A 15,166-nucleotide genomic window follows, 5' to 3' on the forward strand; every position below is an offset into this window, starting at 1 on the left:
GTATTAGGAACTGTGTGCGAAAAAAAGATTCAGCAGCATGTCTCGTTTGAAAAAATGCGACTGAAACAACGGTTTTTCCTCCGTTTGTTTCCTGCTAAACCTTTTCCTTCGTTCACAGTCCTTTTTTTGCCCTCTCGTCTGTGCTACAATAAAGGGAACATATGTACAGAAAGGAAAGCACATGTACGAATATATCATAGGGAAAGTAACGGATATCTTTCCGGCGTATATCGTCGTTGAGACCCATGGCATCGGCTATCAGATCGCTTTTGGCAATCCGTATTCATTTAGCGGCAAGTTAAACCAAGAAGTAAAAATCTATCTGCACCAAGTGATTCGTGAAGATGCTCATAGTCTCTACGGCTTTGCCACGATCGAAGGCAAGCAGTTGTTTTTAAAATTGATCAGTGTCTCAGGTATTGGACCAAAGAGTGCGTTAGCAATCATGGCCAATGAAGACCATACAGGGTTGATCACGGCAGTCGAAAATGGGGACGTCAACTATTTGACTAAGTTCCCAGGTGTCGGTAAAAAGACGGCGCAGCAAATGATCCTAGACTTGAAAGGCAAAGTGGCTGAACTGGTTGGAGAAGAAGCGATCGTTCCTCTAAGCGTGGCAACGACTGCTTTAGATGAAGCGATGGAAGCCTTGAAAGCATTGGGTTATAGCGAAAAAGAAGTCAAGAAAGCCGAAAAACAATTAGCGGCGAATACGACAAAATCGACGGATGAGTACTTGCGGGAAGCTCTCCGATTGATGATGAAAAAGTAAGGAGCAAGTAGACGATGGATGAACGAATTGTTTCGCCAGAAAGTACTGAACAAGAAGAGATCATCGAAAAATCCTTGCGTCCGCAAACCCTTGCCCAATATATCGGACAAGACAAAGTCAAGCAGGAGCTTTCGATTTATATCCAAGCGGCGAAAAATCGAGAAGAAGCGTTGGATCATGTCCTCTTATATGGTCCGCCAGGCTTAGGGAAAACGACGATGGCAATGGTGATCGCCAACGAGATGCAGGTGCAAATCAAGACGACCAGCGGTCCTGCGATCGAAAAACCAGGGGATTTGATTGCGATCTTGAATGAGCTGCAGCCGGGGGATGTTCTGTTTATCGATGAGATCCATCGCTTGCCTCGTGTCGCCGAAGAAATGCTTTATTCGGCAATGGAAGATTTTTATGTGGATATCATGGTGGGGCAAGGGACAACGGCTCACCCAGTTCATTTTCCGCTCCCGCCGTTTACCTTAGTCGGCGCAACGACGCGGGCGGGGATGCTCTCGGCGCCACTACGGGATCGCTTCGGGATCATTTCTCATATGCAATATTATGAAGACCATGATTTAAAAGAGATCGTGCAGCGGACTGCGTCGATCTTTGAAACGGATATCGTGGAAGAAGGGGCGATCGAAATCGCCCGCCGATCCCGAGGCACTCCACGGATCGCCAACCGGTTGCTTAAACGAGTTCGCGATTATGCGCAAGTGCAAGCGGATGGGTTGATCGATCGCACCGTTGCTGACCAGGCATTGGCGCTTTTGGCAGTCGATCATGCTGGCTTGGATTATATCGATCAGAAATTGATCCGCACGATGATCGAATTGTATCAAGGCGGCCCGGTGGGATTAAGTACGATCGCTGTCAATATCGGGGAAGAAACCGAAACAGTGGAAGATATGTACGAACCGTTTTTGATCCAAAAAGGTTTTTTGAAACGCACCTCGCGTGGGCGGATCGCAACGCCGTTAGCCTATGACCATTTTGGCTATCCGCAAAGAAGTGAATAGAACGAAGCAGCAATCAACGATGATTGCTGCTTTTTTGTGCTTTTGGTGAAACGTTTCTTTTTATTTTATAATGATTTCTGAGAATCAATCGATGTTGAATAAATGCAATATTTGTGAAATTTGATTAAAAGGAAATGTTTGGAAAAAGGATTTCTTTTGAAAAAGCTGATATAAAAGCTTTTTAATTTGTGAGAAACCCAACGAAATTTGTGAAAAAAGAAATGCTGAAAAAAATAATTGGAAAGGCTTGCATTTTCGATTGGCAGCGGATATAATCTTTTTGTAGAAACGTTTCACCAAAATGTGGAGATATACGTAGTGTTGCGAGGATAGAAAGAAGGAGATTTTGTGTATGAGTAAACTGCAAAAGTTTTATAGTCAACGGCAGCTTCACTGGATGGTTTTTCCCGGCGTGGCATTTATGATCGTATTTAATTATATTCCGATCTACGGAATTATAATCGCTTTCAAAAACTATACGGTGATTGACACGATTTCATCAGCACCATGGGTCGGGTTAGAGAATTTCCGTATCATTATGAATGACAGTTTTTTCTGGGAAGCGGTTAGAAATACGTTAGCCATCAGCTTATTGAAATTAGGTTTAGGTTTTGCGATCCCGATTGTGTTAGCCATTATGATTTTTGAAATGCAAGATGGCCGCTTGAAGAAATTTATTCAAACGGTTTCATACATTCCCCATTTTTTCTCATGGATCGTGCTAGGTGGGATGATGATTTCTTGGCTGTCAACGAACGGCTTTATCAACCAAGTGCTGATGTCCGTAGGATTGATGGACAAAGGGGTCAATCATCTATTGGATCCAAGCAAATATTGGTGGATCGCGGTCCTTTCGGATCTATGGAAAGAAGTCGGCTGGGGAACGATTCTTTACTTGGCAGGTATGTCGCGGATCGATCCAACGTTTTATGAAGCCGCACGAATCGATGGTGCCAGCAAGCTAAGACAGATTCGTTCGATCACATTGCCATTACTGACACCGATCATCTCCTTAAACTTGATTCTGAATGTGAGCGGTATCTTAGGGTCAAACCTAGATCAAACATTAGTTTTGATGAATTCACAGAACCAAAACCGTTCAGAAGTTATCAACTCCTTTGTTTATAAAATGGGGTTGACGCAAGGTGATTTCTCTTATGCAACTGCTGTCGGCTTGGGGATCGCGGTCATTTCCGTCATCTTATTGGTGATCACGGATCGAGTGACCCGCAAGTTGAACAACGGCAATTCAGTTATCTTATAGGAGGAAAAAACATGATCAAAAGAAAAGCAAAAGAAAACACGTGGTTTTACTTCTTCAATACCGTGATCTTGATTTTATTCTCGTTAATGATCATTGTACCGATTTGGAATATCTTGGTTTCCTCCGTGTCTTCTAGTTCTGGATTAGCGGGCAACGGCCTCGTGTTATGGCCCAAAGGCTTTACCTGGGAAAACTATCGGAAAGTTTTTTCCGACGCAAGTATCCCCCGTGCCTTCTTGATCTCAGTGTTAAAAACGGTTCTTGGGGCTGCAACCCATACCTTGTTTTGTGCGATCGTGGCTTACGGATTGAGTAAATCACGCTTGGTTGGCCGCAACATTTATACAACGATGGGGGTCATCACCATGTACTTCAGTGGTGGGATGATTCCAACGTACTTGCTGATTCGCTCGCTAGGATTACTGGATTCTTTCTGGGTCTACATTATTCCAGCTTTGTTCAGCTATTATGATGTCGTGATTTTAATGAACTTTTTCCGTGAGATTCCGCCTTCACTCGAAGAATCGGCGAAGATCGACGGTGCAAGTGAATTCCAAATCTTTTATAAAATCTTCTTACCATTAACGAAACCGGCATTGGCAACCATCATCTTGTTCAACGGGGTTGGCCAATGGAACGATTTTATGACAACAAAACTGTATATCACAAAAGAGTATCTTTATCCGCTGCAAATGAAGATTTATGAAATCATCGTCCAATCCAACTTGAGTACGATGACTGAAAGCGGTAGTACCGACTTTATCGTCCAAGCAACGACCCGTGGGGTTCAGTTGGCTACGATCGTCATCACGACAGTGCCAATTTTAATTATATATCCATTGCTTCAAAAACACTTTATCGGCGGTATGATGGCCGGTGCAGTAAAAGAATAGAAAGAGGGATAGACATGAAAAAAGTAGTAGGCGGTTTATTGGCAGCATCAGCATTACTTAGCTTAGCAGCATGTGGCGGCAGCTCAGACAATGCCAGCAGTTCGGATTTTTCTATCAAAGATCGGTATGAGTTAGATGAAAAGACACCAGCATGGAAACTCGATACCAAAGAAGAACCAACCAAGATCACATGGTACATCAATTCAGACTGGACAGCTTTGCCATTTGGTGAAGATGTGACGACAGCCCAAATCAAAAAAGATTTGAACATTGATATTGAATTTATTTCAGGTGATGATTCGAAATTAAATGCTTTGATTTCAAGTGGTGATATGCCTGATATCGTGACGTTGATGGATAAAACCAGTCAAGCAGCCACAAAAGCTGATAGCTGGGCATACTCATTAAACGATTTAGCGGAACAATACGATCCGTATTTGATGAATGTCGTGACCGAAGATACCTTCAAATGGTTTGCTTTAGATGATGGCAAAACTTATGGCTATCCAAACTATTCCAACACAGCAGCGGACTACGAAAGCGGCAATATTCCCGTCAACGATAACTTTGTGATCCGTGAAGATGTCTATGAAGCATTGGGCAAACCAGATGTTTCGACTCCAGAAAACTATGTGAAAGTCATGAAAGAAATCAGCGAGAAATTCCCTGATTTGACACCAATGGGCTTCACAACGATCGGCGAAACAGCAGGACCATTCTTAGATAAATTGCAAGACTTCTTAGGTGTTCCGTTAGAAGATGAAGATGGTGCTTTCTACGATCGTAACTTAGATGAAGAATATATCTCATGGTTGAAAACCTTTAATCAAGTGTATCGTGACGGCAACATCAGTGATGACAGCTTTACCGATGACGGTCCAACCTATGATGAAAAAGTAAAACAAGGGGACTATGCAACGATCTTAGTAGCAGGAACGAGCGGACAAGGTGGGAACTTCACCGAATTCATGAAAAACTCTGACACACGCTACATCGCAATCGACGGACCTGCCAGCACTTCTGGTCGTGAAGCAACCTTGAACCAAACAGGAATCTCTGGCTGGTTGATCAACTACATCACAAAAGATGCGGCGGATCCAGCAAAAGTAACCCAACTCTTCACGTACTTGATCGATGAACCAGGACAAATTTTGACAAAATTCGGTGTTGAAGGCGTGACGTATGAATACAACGATGAAGGCAAAATCGATTACTTGCCAGAAATCAAAGAAATGGAACAAACCGACAACGAAGGCTACAACAAAAAATATGGTATCAGCCGTTTCAACTACTTTAACAACGACCGTGTCAATGCACTGAAAGTCAAAACCGAAAATGCGTTGACCCAAATGCAAGAATGGGGCGAAGGCAAATTGTATCCACACTTTGTGATCGAAAATACGGATCCAGATGCCGGAACTGCTGAAGCACGTTCAAACACAGCAATCAAAACCAAAATCAACAGTACGATCATCTCATTGATTCGTTCAAAAGATGAAGGAACATTTGACAGCACACTAACCGACTTTGAAGGCTTCTTAGATTCAAACAACTGGGATGCAATCAAAGACATTAAAACTGAAAAAATGGCCGAAAACCGCGAACGACTAAAATAACCCCCATAGGAGAGGAAAGGAAGCCAAAAAAAAGACCTTTCCTCTCCTTTGCTTTGAAACACAGGTTTTGCGCGCACTTTGCGCAAAATCTGATGTTTCAAAGTACTAGGCGACCGCAGGGAGCGTAGTGTCCATACAAAGAAGCACTGCGATTGGCTCACGTAGTGAGACATGCAAGCTGCACTTAGTGTGTTTTACTTAGTGCAACTGTAGGCGAAGCGAAAGCGGAGACGAGCAGATGATGAAAAGTACTAGGCGACTGTAAGGAGCGTAGTGTCCGTACAAAGAATCACTGCGACTGGCTCACGCAGTGAGACCTGCAACCCAGAAAACCGTACGTTGAGAAACGACCCAAAATCACAAGAAGGCAAGAAACAGGTTTACGCAGCACCCGCAGCACAAATCAGCAAGTTTTGATTGGAGGATCATAATGAATCGACTATTTTCTTATGAAGGATGGTACTATCGGGTCTTTGCTTTTCTAGCAGATATGATCATTGTTAGTTTTCTCTTTATGATTCCAGCAATGACGCTGATTCTCGCAGGGCCAGCATTGATCGCGCTGTATCGGACGATCGATCAATTGTACAAGGAACGAGATGTCCCGATTTGGCAACGATACAAGCAAGCATTCTTAAGCAACCTCAAACGTGGTCTCTTCTTAGAAGGTCTTGTTATGGCGTATGTCGCAGTCTTTGCCGGTTTGATCTATTCCTTGATGATGCTTACACCTTACTTTGGCGTTTTAGCCGTGATCCTCGTCAGCTTGGCTGCGCTGTATCTCGTCGTGTTCGTTCTCTTGTACAGTTTGTTTGCGCAATCATTGCAAGAAACAGCGAAAGAAACAGCATATGCGGTTCTTAGCAGTACGGCGAATGCGATCATTTTACTGGTGATCCCAATCATTGTTTTTGTATTGTGCAGCAAAGTAAACCTATTCTTATTTGTTTGTTTAGGCATTTCAGGATCAGCCTTTGTACAAGTGTTGTTTTTCAATAAAGTATTAGCGAAGGGAGAAGAGACAAATGACTGAATCGACCGCAACTGATCGATCCTGTTTTTGGGTTTCGGTCCAACAAGAACTTGACGCCCTTCCGCTAGCCTTTGAAAGAACCAAACAAGCGCCTTTGCTGAAAGGGATCGATTGTTTTACGATTTCTTTTCAAAGTCTTGGTAATGAAACGATCTATGGGCATCTGCTGCTGCCAGAACAAGCGGCAGATTGTCCAATCGTGATTGATTTTTTAGGCTATATGAATCATGTGCAAGAACCCTTCCAATTCGCTCATTGGTTACTGATCGGCTGCGGCTGTCTTGTCATCGACAATCGTGGACAAGGGGGACGCACGCAAGATCAAGTTCCTTATGAAACCACGCAGCATGAAGCACCTTTTGGACGCGGCATCTTGAAAAAAGAAGATTTTTATATGAAGCGATTGGTCGCAGATAGTTTGCGCACACTAGAAGTCCTTCAACAGATACCGGAAATCGATCCGCAGCGGATTATTTTAAGAGGCGGCTCACAAGGCGGCGGCATCGCCTTATTGGTCAACGCATTAACGAACGTCCCAATTTTTGCGACGTTTGCCGATGTGCCAAGCCACTCCAATCTTGTCCATCGGATCGAACAAAAAACAGGAAGTTACCATGTGATTCAAGAGTATATCGAACAATTTCCAGAAATGCGGGAAACGATCTATCAAGTCATGAGTTATTTTGATTTGAAGTATTTTGCTCATCAGATAACTGGTCCTGTTTATACATCGGTCGGCAGTGCTGATCCAATCTGTCCCATGGAAGATTTCTTCGTTTCCTATAAAAAGATTCCTGGACCGAAAGAATTGCGTATTTACTTAAATAAAGGGCATGGCGGCGGCGAAGCGAAACAAATCCGTCGTGAAATGCAGCAAATCAAAAAATTACTCAAAGGAAATGAATGAAGATGAAAGTAGCAACCTACAATCTACGAGTCGATACCGACTATGACCAAGAATGGCAATGGCACTATCGATCGGAGGCGGTTTGCTCCTTGATCGATTACTACGACTGGGATGTTCTGGCGATCCAAGAAGCTCGTCCCAGCCAATTTGCAGATTTAGCAAAGTTAGCGCAGTATGCTTCCGTCACTGCTGAACGAGATGGTGATGGCTTAGGCGAAGGCATTGGACTGTATTATCAAAAAGAGGCTTTCGAGTTATTAGCTTCAGGTTCGTTTTGGTTGTCATTGACACCGACTGAACCAAGTATTCATCCAGAAGCTGCGTATTCACGCTTATGTGTTTGGGCAGTCTTACAGGAAAAAAAGAATCCGCCGTTTCTTGTCATCACGACCCATTTAGATAATATTTCAGAAATGGCTCGTTTTGAAGGGATGAAAGTGATCTTTGAGCAGCTGGCAGATCAAATCGAACGCTATCCTGTATTGCTGATGGGCGACTTGAATGCGGAGCCAACCGAGCGGGTGCATCGGTACTTAGAGCAACATTTTCAAAATGCCAAAGAACATGGACAGAAGCCCCATCACGGGCCAAAAGGCTCCTATCAAAATTTTATTTATACGTTACCATGGCAAGAACTAGAAGAAATTGATTATATCTATACGAAAGGCTTCACGGTGGTCAAAACCGCCTGTCTAACGGATTCTTGTGATCGTCGTTTTCCCTCCGATCATTTTCCTTTAGAAGCAGAAGTCCAATTTGAAGAAAGCAAAGGATGAATAAAAATGGAACAGCAGAAATTAACCGAACTACTTTCAGAAATGACCTTAGATGAAAAAATCGATCAGTTGCTGCAACTGGCAGCGGCTTTTTATTCAGATAAAGCAGAAGAGAAAACCGGCCCAATGGGCGACTTAGGACTGACACAAGAGAACATCAACAATGCGGGAACAACGCTAGGTGTTTCTGGTGCAAAAGAAGCGATCCGCGTCCAAAAAGAGTATATCGAAAATAACCGCTTGAATATCCCAACGATATTGATGGCGGACATCATTCACGGCTTTCGGACGATTTTTCCGATTCCATTAGGATTAGGTAGTTCATGGGATTTGGCAGCAGCGGAGAAGATGGCGGAAGTATCTGCCAAAGAAGCAGCTGTTTCTGGCTTGCATGTGACCTTTTCACCGATGGTGGACTTAGTAAGAGACCCACGTTGGGGCCGTGTCATGGAATCGACGGGGGAAGATCCTTACTTGAACAGTCGCTTCGCTGAAGCCTTTGTCAAAGGCTATCAAGGGGATGATCTGCGAACAGATTTCAACCGCGTGGCTGCGTGTGTCAAACATTTTGCGGCTTACGGTGCGGCTATCGGCGGTCGCGATTACAACACGGTCAATATGTCAGAACGCCAACTGCGAGAAAGTTATTTACCGGGCTATAAAGCGGCCCTTGATGCCGGTGCCAAACTGGTGATGACCTCCTTCAATACGGTGGACGGTATTCCAGCAACAGCCAATCGCTGGCTTTTCCGCGATGTTTTGCGAGAAGAATTCGGGTTTGAAGGCGTTGTGATCTCTGACTGGGCAGCAATCAAAGAAGTGATCGCCCATGGCGCAGCGGAAGATGAAAAACACGCCGCTGAATTAGCCATCAAAGCTGGGGTCGATATCGAGATGATGACGACTTGCTACACTGATAACTTGAAAGAGTTGATCGCAGAAGGCACCGTTGAGGAAGCCTTAGTCGATGAAGCGGTGCTAAGAATCTTGACCTTGAAAAATGAACTAGGGCTATTTGAAAATCCATACCGCGGCGCTGATGAAGCCGCTGAAGCAGCCACTGTTTTGTCTCAAGAACACCGAGAAATCGCCAGCGATATCGCAAAGAAATCAATGGTATTGTTGAAAAATGAAGGTGTCTTGCCGTTGCAGAAAACCGAAAAAGTGGCGATCGTGGGTCCAGGTGCTCACTCCCGTGATCTATTAGGGGCTTGGTCTTGGCAAGGGAAACAAGAAGAAGTAGTGACCTTAGTGGCGGGTGCTCAAGCCTTGGGTGCGGATCTGTTGATTGGTCAAGAGCCCTTTGATTATTTTGCACCGTCTGAAGCGGCGATCCAAGAAGCGATCGAATTAGTGAAGGCAGCCGATAAAGTGGTCCTAGCACTAGGAGAGCAGGAATGGATGAGCGGCGAAGCTGCCAGCCGCAGCGACATTCGCTTGCCGCAAGCCCAATTGTCCTTGGTTGAAACCTTGAAAGAATACAACGAGCAATTGATCGTAACCCTTTATAACGGTCGTCCTCTTGATTTGCAAGGGGTTGATGCAGCCAAAGCGATCGTTGAGGCTTGGTTCCCTGGAACCGAAGGCGGAAACGCACTTGCTCAGATCCTGTGGGGAGAATACAATCCAAGCGGCCGCTTGAGTATGTCATTCCCAGAAACCGTTGGACAAGTTCCTGTGTATTACAACGTTGACAATACCGGTCGTCCTTATGAAAGTGCACCGGATGAAAAATATGTCTCAAAATATTTGGATGTCTCCAATTATGCCAAATATCCATTTGGCTTCGGCTTGAGCTATAGCCCAGTTGCGTATTCTGCGGTGACGTTGGATCAACCGACCATGACCAAAGATCAAACAGTCACGGCATCCATCACGGTTACGAACCAAGGAACAGCAGCGGTCTGGGAAACGGTCCAATGCTACATTCGCGATTTAGTCGGTGAAGTGGTTCGCCCAGTGAAAGAACTGAAAGGCTTTAAGAAAATTTGGCTAGAGGCTGGCGAATCAGCAACCGTTCAATTTGAGATCACGGAAGAACTGCTGCGCTATGTCCACAGCAACCAACAAGCAAGCAGTGATCCAGGGAAATTCCACATCATGATTGGTGGGAACAGCCGAGACACCCAACAAACAACCCTGCAATTAGTTAGGTAAGATAGGAAGGTTTCTATGACGAAAAAAATAGTGATGAATAACGCAAATACGACCGTGACATTTTTACCAAACGGTGATTTATATGAGATCCAAAGTCACGGTGTGATGATCAATCAGTTGAACGGAAATGCGCTAGATGGCAGTTTGAATCAAATCTATCTACGTCTGCGTGAGGCGGGGGAGTTGTCCTTTATTCCCTTGATCGGTTCAAATGCTAACAGTGCCTTTGCTTACTCAGACAAACAGCTGACTTGGACTGGAACGTACCAGTCTATCAGTTACCAAGTTGATTTCCAATTGGCACAAGATTGCTGGTTCTGGCGAGTTCAATTGAGTGGTTCTGGGGAAGCGGAATTGGTTTACGGACAAGATCTTGGTAACGCAGCCAAAGGTGCTGTTCAATCCAATGAAGCCTACGTTTCGCAATATATCGACCATCATGTTAGCCATGATAAGGATCAAATCGTGCTATCTTCTCGCCAAAATCAACCACAAAATGGTCAATTTCCATTGGTGGAACAGGGCAGCTTCCAAGCCTTAAAAGGCTTCTCGACGGATGGCTATCAATTTTTCGGTCGCAGCTACAAAGAAACGAATCAACCAACTGCACTCAGCCAAGAGACATTAGCCAATGAAGTGTATCAATACGAATTTGCCTATACGGCACTGCAAACGCAATGGTTGACAATAAGTGAGACACCTACGGAAATCGTTTTTTACGCAGCGGTCAAAGCCAATCAAGTGACGGCAGTCAATGAACCGCAGTTTGCACTTGAAACGTTGAAAGAAACGTATCAAGCCTTGTCCTTCGACTCGTTGCAGGCAACGGCGCAGGCTCGAAAAAACTTCGGTCGACCGCTCACAGGGCTGACATTTTCCACAGAAGAAATCAACGTGCGGTTCCCTCAGCAAGAAGCAGTGGAAATCGTTGACGAACAGCTGTATTCCTTTTTTACCCCTGACTATCACCATGTCGTGTTGAAGGAAAAGGAAGGACAGATGGAACGCTCCCATGGGCATATTTTGTTGAGCGGACAAGATCTGATCGTCGATCAACCCATTTTGAGCACGACTGTTTACATGACGGGGATGTTTAACTCCCAAATCGTATTAGGCAATACAAACATGAACAAATTATTGAGTAATAGCCGCAACTCATTGAATCTTTTCAAACGTTCCGGTCAGCGGATCTATCTGAAAGACGGCGATCAATGGCGGATTTTAACGATGCCATCTGTCTTTGAAATGGGCTTGAATTCGGCGACGTGGTACTACAAAACAGCAGATGATGTCATTCAAGTAACGACTTTCACGAAAGCAAATGGACGCACGATTGCAACGACCATCACTAGTGAACAAGGTCGTGCCTACACCTGGGCCATCACTAATCAATTTGTGATGGGGATCGATGAAGCGGTACCGACTGCTACCATTTCGCAAGATCAACAATTGCTCACCATCAAAGGAACAGCGGATTCACCGATTGCGGAAACTTATCCAGAATTGACGTATTATCTCCATGCGGCTCAACCTTTTGAACTGACCGATGAAACGATTTTCAATGTGGCAGCCGACGATAGCACGACCGTATTGACCTTTGCAGAACAGGCGACGGTTTCCTTCGTGATCCAAGGCACACTGACTGGTGAACCCTTTGTTTCCGAAACATTAGATCGCCAGCAAGAAGACACTGCCTATACGGCCTTTGTCGATGATTTGTTGAATCAGTTTGAATTGAAACATTCGCAGGAGGACGTCACATCCTTCAATCACTTGGCACGTTGGTACACCCATAATATGCTTGTTCATTACTTGTCTCCTCATGGCCTTGAACAGTACGGTGGTGCTGCTTGGGGGACTCGAGACGTTTCCCAAGGACCGACTGAGTATTTCTTAGCACTTAATCGTCCTGAGATGGTGGCATCCATCATCGAGCATTTGTTTGAAAATCAATTTGCAGATGACGGCAACTGGCCACAATGGTTTATGTTTGATCGCTATGAGAAACAAAAAGCTGATGAGAGCCACGGAGATGTGATTGTCTGGCCAATGAAAGTCGTTAGTGACTATCTCGAAAAAACCAAAGATTTTGCGATTTTGGAAAAAGAACTGCCTTATACGGATCGCACAACCTTCTTGAAAACCAGAACCAATGCTTCTTTGTTTGATCATTTGAAAAAAGAAGTGGCGTATATCGAAGCGAACTTTTTGGAAGGAACGTACCTGTCTTGTTATGGTGATGGCGATTGGGATGACACCTTGCAGCCAAATAACAGTAAGTTGAAGAAACAAATGGCCAGCAGCTGGACCATTGCCTTGACCTATGAAGTATTGAAAAAATTAGCCAACCAGTTGCAGTCAGTTGACCCAGAGTATGCCAAACATTTAACGGAACTGTCTGCGGGAATCAAACATGACTTTGAAAAATACATGTTAGCTGATGGGACTTTGCCAGGATTTGTCTATATGGAAGATAGCGAGCACGTGGAACTGATGGTCCATCCGACTGACAAGAAAACCGGTATCCAATACCGCTTGCTGCCGATGCAGCAAAGCATGATCGGCGAGCTGTTATCTCCCGAACAAGCCGATCATCATGTGGCGATCATCAAGGAGCATTTGCAATTTCCAGATGGGGTGCGCTTGATGAATCGTCTAGCGACTTATGCGGGTGGTGTCAGCACCAACTTCAAGCGGGCAGAACAAGCAGCCAATTTTGGACGAGAAATCGGTTTACAGTACGTTCACGCCCACATCCGCTTTACAGAGGCCATGGCGAAATTAGGTCGAGAAGAAGAGACTTGGCAAGCACTTGGGGTCATCAATCCGATCCAAATCGCTCAACGGGTCGAAAATGCGGAAATCCGTCAAGCAAATGCGTATTTCAGTAGTTCTGATGGCGATTTCAAAACAAGGGTTGAAGCCCAAGAAAATTTTGGTAAACTTAAGGAGGCAACAGTCGGCGTCAAAGGCGGCTGGCGCATCTATTCTAGTGGACCGGGGATCTATATGAATCAGTTGATCAGCAATGTGTTAGGCATTCGGACCTTTGTTGATCACGTTGAACTTGATCCCGTCTTGCCAGCGGAATTAGCAGGATTGACACTGACGTATCGACTCTATGATCGGCCGGTCGAAATCGTCTATCATTCGTCAAGTACGCCGAAAATATTGATCAACGGCGAAGAAATGTCCACTGAGTTTGCGGAAAATCGCTACCGCCAAGGTGCGTTTGTCCTGAAGAAAGCAGCGCTTTGCGCCAAATTAAGCGAAAACCAAACCAATACGATCGATATTTATCGTTAAGAAAGGAGAAGCCATGGTAGGAATCAAAGATATTGCCCAAAAAGCGGGTGTCTCCATATCCACCGTTTCGTATGCATTGAATGGCAGTCCAAAAGTGACCGAGGAAACCCGTGCGCGGATTCAAGCGATCGCAAACGAATTGAACTATGTTCCGAACATGGCTGCTCGCACACTGAAACGCAGACAAACCAACATCATCGGTGTTTATCTCGCCGATTATGCCGGAAGTTTTTATGGGGAATTGCTAGATGGCATCAAGAAAGGGTTGGAACTTTTCGGCTATGAAATGATCGTCTGCAGCGGCAAGAAATCACACTTGTTTATTCCTGAGCGGATGGTGGACGGTGCCATCATTTTGGATTGGACGTTTCCAGCAAAGGAAATCGAGCAATACGCCCAACGAGGACATCAAATCGTCGTGTTAGACCGTGTCTTGTCTCATGAAAATATCCATCAAGTCTTGTTAGACAATAAAGGAGGGGCGGCGCTGGCGATCGATCGCTTGATCGCTGGACAAAGCCAAAAAGTCTTCCTCTTAGCAGGGCCAGAAAAAGGCTACGACAGTCGGGAGCGCTTGGAAGCCAGTACGAAAGAATTGACGCGCTTTGGTATTCCTTATGAAGTCATTCCTGGTGACTTCACGGAACCTTCTGGTTATCGAGCGGCAAAACAGCTCTTAGCAAATGATCCCCAGTTTCCCATTGATATCTTTGCCTTCAATGATGAAATGGCGATCGGTGTCTACAAATATGTCCGCGAGACCGACTATCGCATCGGAAAAGAGATCCGCATCATCGGGTTTGATAACACGGAATTAGGCGCTTTTGTGCAGCCGCGCTTAGCGACGATCTCCTATTCGAAACATCGATGGGGGATGGTTGCAGCTGAGAAAATCGTACAATCGATCCAAGGGGAACCAGTGGCGGACGAGCATATTTATACCACTTTTGTGGATGGTGGATCATTTATTTAATTGATCCATTAAAGGAAAAATAGTTGAAAAAGCCTCAAACAAGGTACGCTGTTTGAGGCTTTTTTTGCGTTATTTCAAACGATAACACTCCTTTTTTTATCGAAATCAGTGATTTATAAAAAAAATAATATTTTTTATTTTGTTATTTTATGTGTGCTGAAATTTTTAAATAACGTTTTTTATTCATTTTTTGATTATAACATTATCATTAGCTACGGAGAGAAGACGGGAAGCGTTCTTTTAACTTACTATTTTTGGCTTATATAAAAGACCTTTGGAACATTAGTTTTTGTCAAATATTTTAACTTTCTATTTATTTTTCTCATTTAACTTTAATTTTTAGTGTTGATTTATCCTTCGTTTTTTGTATGATTTATGAAGGAGAAATCATATTTTAGAAAATAATTGATTTTTATATTTATTATTTGGATTTTTTTCGATGGATTAGAAAAA

12 protein-coding genes are annotated in these 15,166 nt (G+C 44.2%); all 12 read left to right on the forward strand.

Annotation, left to right across the window (positions count from 1 at the left end):
* The first annotated feature begins 181 nt into the window (after positions 1–181).
* The 12 genes from ruvA to IGI88_RS08525 all read left to right on the forward strand — a co-directional run bounded on the left by ruvA (position 182) and on the right by IGI88_RS08525 (position 14,713).
* On the forward strand, positions 182–772 hold the full coding sequence (gene ruvA / locus IGI88_RS08470) for a Holliday junction branch migration protein RuvA (RefSeq protein ID WP_005232405.1): 591 nt from the start codon (positions 182–184) through the stop codon (positions 770–772).
* A gap of 14 nt (positions 773–786) precedes the next feature.
* On the forward strand, positions 787–1,788 hold the full coding sequence (gene ruvB / locus IGI88_RS08475; protein ID WP_005227171.1) for a Holliday junction branch migration DNA helicase RuvB: 1,002 nt from the start codon (positions 787–789) through the stop codon (positions 1,786–1,788).
* 352 nt (positions 1,789–2,140) lie between these two features.
* Positions 2,141–3,052: an ABC transporter permease gene (locus tag IGI88_RS08480; RefSeq protein WP_005232388.1), complete on the forward strand. Its 912-nt coding sequence runs from the start codon at positions 2,141–2,143 to the stop codon at positions 3,050–3,052.
* Positions 3,053–3,063: 11 nt separating this feature from the next.
* Positions 3,064–3,945: a carbohydrate ABC transporter permease gene (locus tag IGI88_RS08485; RefSeq protein ID WP_005227173.1), complete on the forward strand. Its 882-nt coding sequence runs from the start codon at positions 3,064–3,066 to the stop codon at positions 3,943–3,945.
* Positions 3,946–3,959: 14 nt separating this feature from the next.
* The gene (locus IGI88_RS08490; RefSeq protein WP_061053659.1) at positions 3,960–5,561 is read left to right on the forward strand and encodes a hypothetical protein; all 1,602 of its coding nucleotides are present in this window, start codon (positions 3,960–3,962) and stop codon (positions 5,559–5,561) included.
* 273 nt (positions 5,562–5,834) lie between these two features.
* Positions 5,835–5,978, forward strand: coding sequence for a hypothetical protein (locus IGI88_RS08495; RefSeq protein ID WP_194199319.1), 144 nt, complete (start codon positions 5,835–5,837; stop codon positions 5,976–5,978).
* 13 nt (positions 5,979–5,991) lie between these two features.
* The gene (locus IGI88_RS08500; RefSeq protein ID WP_429960346.1) at positions 5,992–6,594 is read left to right on the forward strand and encodes a DUF624 domain-containing protein; all 603 of its coding nucleotides are present in this window, start codon (positions 5,992–5,994) and stop codon (positions 6,592–6,594) included.
* Positions 6,587–7,501, forward strand: coding sequence for an acetylxylan esterase (locus IGI88_RS08505; RefSeq protein WP_429960347.1), 915 nt, complete (start codon positions 6,587–6,589; stop codon positions 7,499–7,501). The genes IGI88_RS08500 and IGI88_RS08505 overlap by 8 nt, the downstream gene beginning before the upstream one ends.
* Positions 7,498–8,277: an endonuclease/exonuclease/phosphatase family protein gene (locus tag IGI88_RS08510; protein ID WP_005232373.1), complete on the forward strand. Its 780-nt coding sequence runs from the start codon at positions 7,498–7,500 to the stop codon at positions 8,275–8,277. The genes IGI88_RS08505 and IGI88_RS08510 overlap by 4 nt, the downstream gene beginning before the upstream one ends.
* 6 nt (positions 8,278–8,283) lie before the next feature.
* Positions 8,284–10,434 carry a glycoside hydrolase family 3 N-terminal domain-containing protein gene (locus IGI88_RS08515; RefSeq protein ID WP_275852958.1) on the forward strand — a complete coding sequence of 717 codons (2,151 nt, stop codon included), beginning with the start codon at positions 8,284–8,286 and terminating at the stop codon, positions 10,432–10,434.
* A gap of 15 nt (positions 10,435–10,449) precedes the next feature.
* Positions 10,450–13,740: a GH36-type glycosyl hydrolase domain-containing protein gene (locus tag IGI88_RS08520; RefSeq protein ID WP_429960348.1), complete on the forward strand. Its 3,291-nt coding sequence runs from the start codon at positions 10,450–10,452 to the stop codon at positions 13,738–13,740.
* Positions 13,741–13,753: 13 nt separating this feature from the next.
* Complete coding sequence (locus IGI88_RS08525; RefSeq protein WP_005227180.1) at positions 13,754–14,713, forward strand: LacI family DNA-binding transcriptional regulator; 960 nt, start codon at positions 13,754–13,756, stop codon at positions 14,711–14,713.
* The last annotated feature ends 453 nt before the right edge of the window (positions 14,714–15,166 follow it).

The sequence above is a fragment of the Enterococcus sp. AZ179 genome, from assembly GCF_050498885.1.
GTDB lineage: Bacteria > Bacillota > Bacilli > Lactobacillales > Enterococcaceae > Enterococcus_D > Enterococcus_D entomosocium.